Annotated in this window: 5 protein-coding genes and 2 pseudogenes; 1 reads left to right on the forward strand and 6 read right to left on the reverse strand. The window is 63.3% G+C overall.

Going from position 1 to position 6,688, the window contains the following annotated elements; translation table 11 throughout:
* From WAW17_RS29010 to WAW17_RS29035, 6 genes and pseudogenes are all read right to left on the reverse strand, one after another.
* Positions 1-152, reverse strand: a 152-nt coding sequence (locus tag WAW17_RS29010; RefSeq protein WP_422336310.1) for an SDR family NAD(P)-dependent oxidoreductase, incomplete at its 3' end; no start/stop codon positions are given.
* Between the two features lie 39 nt (positions 153-191).
* A complete protein-coding gene (locus WAW17_RS29015; protein ID WP_422336311.1) occupies positions 192-2,018 on the reverse strand; it encodes a flavin-containing monooxygenase in 1,827 nt (608 codons plus the stop codon).
* A gap of 58 nt (positions 2,019-2,076) precedes the next feature.
* Positions 2,077-3,459 (reverse strand): aromatic ring-hydroxylating oxygenase subunit alpha, encoded by a 1,383-nt coding sequence (locus tag WAW17_RS29020; protein WP_422336307.1) that lies wholly within the window; start codon positions 3,457-3,459, stop codon positions 2,077-2,079.
* Between the two features lie 29 nt (positions 3,460-3,488).
* The gene (locus WAW17_RS29025; RefSeq protein ID WP_422336308.1) at positions 3,489-4,334 is read right to left on the reverse strand and encodes an SDR family NAD(P)-dependent oxidoreductase; all 846 of its coding nucleotides are present in this window, start codon (positions 4,332-4,334) and stop codon (positions 3,489-3,491) included.
* Positions 4,335-4,342: 8 nt separating this feature from the next.
* The gene (locus WAW17_RS29030; protein ID WP_422336309.1) at positions 4,343-5,935 is read right to left on the reverse strand and encodes an SMP-30/gluconolactonase/LRE family protein; all 1,593 of its coding nucleotides are present in this window, start codon (positions 5,933-5,935) and stop codon (positions 4,343-4,345) included.
* Positions 5,936-6,229: 294 nt separating this feature from the next.
* A pseudogene (locus WAW17_RS29035) lies at positions 6,230-6,360 on the reverse strand (PHP domain-containing protein); the annotation flags it as partial.
* A gap of 83 nt (positions 6,361-6,443) precedes the next feature.
* Here WAW17_RS29035 and WAW17_RS29040 point away from each other — a divergent pair.
* Positions 6,444-6,521 (forward strand): annotated as a pseudogene (locus tag WAW17_RS29040) (hypothetical protein); the annotation flags it as partial.
* Positions 6,522-6,688 lie beyond the last annotated feature (167 nt).

Here is a 6,688-nt window from a genome sequence, read left to right on the forward strand (position 1 = left end):
GTGTCGACGCTCTCCCCGCTGATGCTGACGCCCGGATCGTTGACGACGACCTTGGCTCCCTTCGACGCGAGCAACAGAGCGTAGGCACGCCCCAAACCCCGCCCGGCACCGGTGATCACCGCGACCCGGTCGTCGAATCTGAGTTCAGACATCGAATGTTCCTCTCGCGATGTGCATGTCGCCTCGGTTCGTCACTTGTCGAGCACCAGGCCCTCCAATTCGCCGGTGTCGCGCCAGGCCTGCAGCAATTCGGTGAGTTCGTAGAAACCGCCCCAGAAGGGATCGCCGAGGAACGACCGTCCGTTCGGTTCGCCCTCACTGTTGTAGTAGCCGGGCGTGCATTCCGACGTGAAGGTGCTGTTGTCGACCGCGTTCGCCCGGATGGTCTGGATCCAACCCTCTTCGGCTTCTGCGGTGGGCTCGACGAACGTGGCTCCACGCGTTTGCGCCTCTTTGATGATGTACGCGATGTGGTCGGCCTGCTGCTCGAACATCAGGGTGGTGGACGCGGTGACCCCGCCTTGGACGAACCCGGTGGCGAAATGGTTGGGGAACCCGTGCGCCATGATGCCGTGCAGGGTGCGGAATCCCTTGCCCCAATGGTCGTACAGTGAGTTGCCTTGGCGGCCGGCGAAAGGCTTGATGTCGAACTGGCGGTCGAGTGCGGTGGTGATCTCGAAGCCGCTCGCGAAGATGATGCAGTCGAACTCGTGCTCGACGCCGTCGACGATGATGCCCTTCTCGGTGATGCGCTCTACGCCCTTGGTTTCCGACACATCGACGAGGGTGACGTTCGGGCGGTTGAAGGTCGGAAGATATTCGTCGTTGAAGACCGGCCGCTTGCACATGTTGCGGTAGTAGGGCTTCAGCAGTTCGGCGGTCTCCGGATCCTCGACGATCTCCTCGACCCGACGACGAAGCCGTTCCATTGCACGGTAGTCTTCGACCTCCTTGAGCTCCAAGAACTTCACCGGGTCGGCCAGGGCAGCCCAGCCGTTGGTCTCGGTCAGCTTCGCGGCCAGGTTGCGGGACACCTCGGTCCAGCCGTCGCAGATGAGGTCCGGCTCGCCGGGGGAGTAGAAGGCGAAGGCGGCGTTATGGAAGTTGCGCTGCCGTGCTGCCCTCCAGCCCGGTTCCAGGCTGTCCACCCATTCGGGATCGGTCGGGTAATTGGCCCGCTCGAAGACGTACGACGGCGTCCGCTGGAAGACCGTCAGGTGCTTCGCGCCGCGCGCCAGATGTGGGATCGCCTGGATGCCGCTCGAACCCGTGCCGATGATGGCGATCTTCTTGTCGGCGATCTTGTCCAGCCCGCCGTGCAGGTCTCCGCCGGTGTATTCGTAGTCCCAACGGGCAGTGTGGAAGGTGTGCCCTGTGAATTCCGTGATGCCGGGGATGCCCGGAAGTTTCGGCCGGTTGTAGGGGCCTTGGGCCATGACGACGAACCGGGCGCGGATCTCGTCACCCCGGTTGGTGCTGATTCGCCAGCGATTGATCTCCTCGTCCCATTCCAAGGAGCGGATCAGGGTGTGGAAGATCGCGTTCTCGTAGAGGCCGAAGTGCCTTCCGATGCGCTGGGCATGTTCGAAGCACTCGTCCCCGCGGGAGAACTTCTCCTTCGGCATGAAGCCGGTTTCCTCGAGCAGCGGGAGATAGCAGTAGGCATCCGAGTCGATCTGTATGCCCGGATAGCGGTTCCAGTACCAGACACCACCGAAGTCGCCGCCCAATTCGATGATCTTGAAGTCGGTGACGCCGGCCTGCTGCAGTCGGTGCGCAGCGATGAGACCACAGAAACCGCCACCGAGGATCACCACCTCGATGTCGTCGGTGATCGGCTCCCGCGGCTCGACCGGCATGTGCGGATCACCCTCGTAGAAGTCCGCGAATTCGTTGTCGGCCTCCAAGTACTGTTGCTGCCCCTCGGGGCGGATGCGCTTGTCGCGCTCGAGCAGGTATTTCTCTCGAAGGGCTGCCTGGTCGACGTCAGGCGTCTGCGTTGGTGCGCAGTTCTGCATGTGAATTCCTCGGCTCGATAATGTCATTCGGATCGTTCCTCATCAGGACAAGTGGGACTCAGCTGAGATCGGTCGGCGCACCCGTACCCATATAAGTGGCCAGGTTGTGGTGCAGGTTGACGATGCTGCGCTCGCGATACGGGTTGGGCTTCGGACCCGAGAATCCCCGCGCCTTCATACCCTTTTGGACGGCGGCCATGTTGGAGAAGTCCTGGGGCAGGACGGTGCGCCAGCCCGGGTCGTCCGCCGGCGTGTATTCCCACTCCGTCTTGGGCTCCTCCCCGGCTGGAAAGAGTTCGTAGACCGCGGCTTCGAAGATGCACTTGTCGGGGTCGTAACCGTAGGGCCGAGCGCTGTAGCACAGCATGTTGTTCAATGCATGTCCCACTTGGAAATTGGGGAATATTTGCCATGCAGTTCCACTCTCGGCGATCGCCTGAGGGTCGACGGTCGGCCAGATCACGCCGCGCGCAGCGTCGTCTTTTCTGGCGGAATCCAACCAGTGCCTGAGCACTTGGTCACCAGGCGTTCCTTCAGGCAGTTCGTCGATCAACCGCTGCGCGGCGTCGACCAGTGTCCGGGTGGTATTGGTGTTCGCGTTCTCCCAGGTGAAGTTCTGCAGATCGATCGTAGAGATACGGGGGTCCGGGCCACCGCCGATCCGCAGCTTCGCCTGGTTTTCCTCCATGCCTTTGGGCGCGTCGTAGCCGATATTGCTGTGCTTGCCCTGTGCGCGGGCCCACCCCAGGAAACTGCCGTATTCCCGGAACTCCGGGTGGGTGTACGGCACGTGGTAGGTCTCCATGAACGCCTCGAGGGCGACCTTCCAGTTGCAGTCGAAGACAAGCCACTTGCGCCACCGGTAGCGCATGTTCTCCAAGTGGAACGGGTCGAGCAGGGAGGCAGCAGGTTCCAGGTAGTCCCGCAGTGGCTCACACTCCGGGTCCATGTTGATCCAGATCCAGCCACCCCAGGTGTCGACCTTGAGTTCGGTCAGCCTGGTCTTCTCATCGGTCAGCCCGGTCGGCCAGTCCTCCCGCTCGGCCGCCCAGGTGTTCTTTCCTTCCAGGTCGTAGGTCCACCCGTGGAACCCGCACACGAAGGTCTTGCAGCTGCCGCGAGCTTCTCGAGCACCCGGCGGGGTGTCGACCAGCCGGCGACCCCGGTGTGAGCAGACGTTGTAGTACGCCCGAATCGTGTCGGGCGCCGTCCGCGCGACGATGATCGAGTCGTCGAGAATGTCGTAGGTGAGGAAATCGCCGACGTCGGCGAGTTCGTCCACCCGTCCGACCTGCTGCCACACCTTGGCCCACAGCTTGTCTCGTTCAGCCCGGGCGTACTCTTCGGAGAGATAGGCCTCCACGCCGATCGTCAGCGGTGTGGATAGCGGTTCGGTTGCCGCGGAAGCTGTTTCCTGGATGTTGTCGACAGTGTCGGTCATGACATTCTCCTGTTGAAGACTCTGCTGGGTCAGTGCGTGATGGCCGCGCGGAACGATTCGTCCTTGAGGAAGAGTGAGGTGTGGTCGGCGCCCATATGGGTCCATTTGAGGTTGAGTCCGCCATCCACCAGAATCGTCTGCCCGGTGATGTAACTTGACAGGTCGGACAGCAGGAAGAGGATTGCCCCCGCCTGTTCGTCGGGACGGCCGCGTCGTCCCATTGCGATTGCGCGGCGGTCACGTTCGGGATCCTCGTCGACGTAGGTGGCGGAAGCCGGCGTCTCGGTCACGCCCGGTGCGATGGCATTGACCCGGATGTTGTCAACGGCAAGTTCGACCGCCATCGTGCGGGTGGCTGCCACCACCGCCGCCTTCGCTGTGCCGTAGCCGATATGGAACGGCGCCGTGTTCATGCCGCTGATCGAGGAAATGGAGACGATCGATCCAGGACGGCCCTGCGACTTCAGCTCCGCGGCGACCGCTTGGCTCATGAAGAACATCGTCTCGAGGTTCTGGGTGAACAACGCTCGCCAATCCTCCCGCGTGACACGGGTCGACGGCATCCAGGTAGCGGGTGCGGCGCCACCGGCGACGTTGACGAGCCCGTGCAGGTTACCGTCGGTTCGCCTCGCCATGTCGAGCACGGTGGCGATGCCTTCATCCGTCGAGGCGTCGGCTGCAACCGGAACCACCGAAAGGCCCTCCTCGATCATGGGTTCGATGTGGTTCGAAAGGTTCGTCTTCGAACGGCTCACCGCGATCACGGTCGCACCGGCGCGGGCGGCCATGCGCGTCACCGAGGTTCCGATGCCACCGCCCGCCGCGCCGGAGACGATGACGATGCGTCCGCCCAAGCCCACGAAGTTCTGCTCCATGACCGGCCTCAGATTCCTTGACGGAGAGCCAGGACACTGCCTTCGGCATCAGCCGAGATGTAGATCGTGCCGTCGGGACCGGCAGCGATACCGGTGAAGGGGCCCTGAGGACCGGAGAACGGCACCAGGCCCTTCAGTGGCTTGGGACTTACGCCGGGAGGGGCTCCTACCGGCAAATTGCGGGCGACGATCTCCTGAGCCTTGGTCTCGAGGTCGACACTGATCAGTACCTTGGCGTCGACGTCGACAATGTAGAGCTGTCCGTCGCGCACGAGGATGCCTTGCGGGCGCTCGAGACCGTCGACCACGGTATCGACACCGGCGGGCGTCACTGCCACGATCCGGCCGGCGCCGGCTTCCGCGACCAGGCAGGTTCCGTCCGATGTGAACGCCACACCCATCGGATCGTGCAGGCCGGAGGCCAGCACCTCAGCCTGTCCGGACCGGATGGAATGGACCTTTCCTGTCCCCAGATCGGCGACGGCAATGGTTCCGTTCGCGGAGACCGCAACACCGTAGAGCTGATCGAGCCCCTCGGCCAGCACTTCGCTTTCGCTGCTCGCGGGCCGGTAGCGCGACACCGTGCCGTTGCCGGTGACGATGAATTCGCCGTCGCCGACGGCCGTTAAGCCGCGGATGTAGCCGGGATAGCCGGGACTGAAGAGCATTCCGACAGTGCGCACCTCACCGCCGGGTTCGAGTGCAAGCAGGAAGGCACCGTCAGCGATGTAGACAGTGCCGTCTGTACCCACGGTCAAGTCCAACGGCCAGGTCAGACCGTCCGCCAGCGCCGTCCGGGTCTGCCCGCCGCCCAGAATTTCCGTGATCTGCCCGGTGAAGCTCGAGACGAACAGCCGGTCGCCTACGAATGTGAGGTTGTCGAGTCCGGGATTCAGGGCAGCCAGCACGGTGCGCTCACCGTTGCGAGGATTGATCCGCAGCACTTCGCCCGAGCCGCACTGGGTGGAGACGATATAGCCGTCGGCGTCGAACTTCACCGCGTCCGGCGTCGAGAGGTCGCCCACGACACGCTCCGGCTCACCGCCGTTCGGATCGATCCGCCAGATGTCGTTGGTTCCCAACACCGGGTAGTACAGCTTGCCGTCCGGCCCGACCTCCATTGCGTTGGGCATCGGCAGGTTGTCCACCAGCACCCGGGGTGCGCCTCCATCCAGGTCCAGTTCCATCAGGCGACCACCGATGCGGCACTCGTTGACGAACAGTCGGCCCTGGTGGAAGGTGATTCCGTTGGCTCCGGGAAGGTCGTCACGCAACAACCGCGTGCTCCCGTCGGTGCCACGCACGCTGACGCGTCCGTCGTAGTACTCGGTGATGTAGAGGTCACCGTTCGGGTCGAAGGCCAGGTCGTCGGGAGCGACGATGTCGCTGCCCATGGCGCTGATGGTCTCCAGATCGCCCGTCTCGGGATCGAAGGCGCTGATCTGACTGCCCGCCACCTGCGCGACGTAGATCCGGCCGTCCGCGCCGGTCCGGATGCCATTGGCGCCGAATAGTCGACTCGGTGCGGTGAGACGTTTCAGGCTCCACCCTTCGGCGAGGCCGATGGAGCTGCTTTCGGTATAGCGGGCCGCCTGTATCAAGGTGGGCCTCCTGTGCTTAGGAGAAGTTCGGTGTCGGCAATGCGGCCCCGCGCGTGCCGGCCGGCAGGCCGTGACGCAGGCCACTCTTGTTCGATTCGGAGTTAATCACCGAAGCCGCAGTATTACAAGCATTGCTATCCTTACTAGGATAGGAGTAGCATTCTCATCTCGGGATAATCACATTATCGCTGTTCGCCGCGCATCGAAGACCAAATCGGACGGATCCGTAAGGCGAACTCCGTCGCTATTGGCGCGTTCACGCGCTGCGGCCGTCTCAACCGATAGGAACGGACGTCATCGCACCCGGAACAGCAGGTCGCGGACCGACCAGGTGTTGATGACGCGCACGGGTCCACTCCACACGCCATGGCGCGTTCGCATCCGTAGCCCTGCCATGCGAGTTGCCCGGGCACGTGAGCGTCGGTATGAGATCCATTCCCGAGACAGTCGGAATCAGGCCCTCATCATCGTGTCGAATCCGCGCCGACGTCCTCGGGCACTGTTCGGGGGGCACTGTACGGGTCGTCTCGTCGCGGGCGGGCGTGGTTCCCGGCCGGAGTCGACGTTCGACGCGGAGGAGGTGTTCAACGACCTCGCCGCGACAGTGCTCAGACGACACACCGACTGCTCAATTGCGAGGCCGACTTCAGGGTACGAAGTGCTGGAAATTGTTGATCGTCGACGCACCGTGTGCGTTTCGGCGCTCTCGATCGTCGACACCGATGGGGTGGCGCCTGCACATCCCTTCTACTG

The sequence above is a fragment of the Rhodococcus sp. (in: high G+C Gram-positive bacteria) genome (genome assembly GCF_049286785.1).
Taxonomy (GTDB): domain Bacteria; phylum Actinomycetota; class Actinomycetes; order Mycobacteriales; family Mycobacteriaceae; genus Rhodococcus_F.

What these genes read in the sequence shown, in the direction of transcription:
- WAW17_RS29015 (WP_422336311.1), bottom strand. Translation starts at nt 2,018, where the DNA reads ATGCAGAACTGCGCACCAACGCAGACGCCTGACGTCGACCAGGCAGCC.
- WAW17_RS29020 (WP_422336307.1), bottom strand. Translation starts at nt 3,459, where the DNA reads ATGACCGACACTGTCGACAACATCCAGGAAACAGCTTCCGCGGCAACC.
- WAW17_RS29025 (WP_422336308.1), bottom strand. Translation starts at nt 4,334, where the DNA reads ATGGAGCAGAACTTCGTGGGCTTGGGCGGACGCATCGTCATCGTCTCC.